Source organism: Pseudomonas sp. JUb42 (assembly GCF_024807945.1).
Lineage (GTDB): Bacteria > Pseudomonadota > Gammaproteobacteria > Pseudomonadales > Pseudomonadaceae > Aquipseudomonas.
On record NZ_JANUFD010000039.1, the window covers coordinates 1 to 1,349 of the forward strand.

General features: G+C 55.4%; 1 protein-coding gene. It reads right to left on the minus strand.

From position 1 onward, the window contains the following. Positions 1 to 243 precede the first annotated feature (243 nt). Positions 244 to 1,269 carry an IS110 family transposase gene (locus M2401_RS34285; protein WP_259111505.1) on the minus strand — a complete coding sequence of 342 codons (1,026 nt, stop codon included), beginning with the start codon at positions 1,267 to 1,269 and terminating at the stop codon, positions 244 to 246. Positions 1,270 to 1,349 lie beyond the last annotated feature (80 nt).

Here is a 1,349-nt window from a genome sequence, read left to right on the forward strand (position 1 = left end):
ATCTATGGTTCCCCCTTTTTCTGCAATACTGTTTTTGATGCGTGTAATGGCTTGCTGCAATCTATCCGGCGTCTGGGATTGCTCCCGCGCCTCGATGAAAATCGCACCTGTCGATCCTTATTAGATAGACGGCTTCAAGAGCCGTGTGGGAGCCCAGGATCATCGTCAGGCCGGTCTGCCGTTCACGTCATCTGTTATCCAGCATCGCAAAACCAGGTGGGTGGTGCTTGGGTGACAGCAGGGTCAAGCGCTCATGGCGCTTGGCCCTGCCTCGAATTCATTATGGTTGGCGGCAATCGCCCAGGCGATTCGCGCCAGCTTGTTAGCCAGGGCGCAGGCCACTACGTTTGGATGGTGGCGTACCAGAAGCTGACGAACCCAATCGGCCACAACACCCTGCTGTCGATCCAGATAGCGCAGATAAACGTGCGCACACTGCAAGAGCAGACGTCGTTGATTGCGATCACCGCGCTTGCTGATCCGTCCCAGTCGTGGTTTGCCTCCCGTACTTTTCTGGCTCGGCACCAGGCCGATAGACGCCGAATAGTCACGTCCGCACTTGAACTGCCTGCCACTGCCTATTTCTGCCGCCAGGACACTGGACGTGATCGGCCCGACGCAGGGAATAGTCATTAGTCGCGCAGCCAGATCATCTTCAGCGGCCTGATGCTCCACCTCCTTATTCAACGCTTTGATCTGGGTTTCCAGATAGCTGAAATGCTCGTGCAGCTTGGCCAGCAGGCTTTTGATCAACGGCGAAAACTCGCTTTCATCCAATAAAATGGGCAGCGTCCTGATCGACTTGAAGCCAGGTGTCAGGCTGATACCGACCTCCAGCAAGCCTGCGTGAATGCGATTAACGGTCGCGGTGCGATCAGCAATAAAGGCATCGCGCACGCAATTGAGCATGGCCAGCGCTTGCTGAGCCTCGGTTTTAGGTGCGACAAAACGCATGGTAGATTGCCCGGCGGCGATGCAAATGCCGACGGCATCTTCAAGATCGTTCTTGTTGCTTTTGACGAATGGGCGCACATGCTGGGCTGCAATCAACTTGGCTTGGTGACCAAACCTTGCGACTTCACGGGCCATGAAGTGCGCACCGCCGCAGGCTTCCATCGCGACGATGCACGGATCAAGGTTGGCGAGATATCGGGTAAGTGCCGAGCGATTGAATCGCTTGTGAACGATGGACTGGCCACGCTCATCCTCGGCATGTACGTGAAAACTCTGCTTGCCCAGATCAATGGCGACGATAGTGACGTGTGACATGACGATGCTCCGAATAGTGACTCCTGTGAAAGTCTAGAGCCGTTCACAGGAGTCGAGCCGGGGGAACCATTTCATTAGAT

Coding starts and splice junctions, on each gene's coding strand:
- M2401_RS34285 (WP_259111505.1), bottom strand. CDS start 1,269: ATGTCACACGTCACTATCGTCGCCATTGATCTGGGCAAGCAGAGTTTT.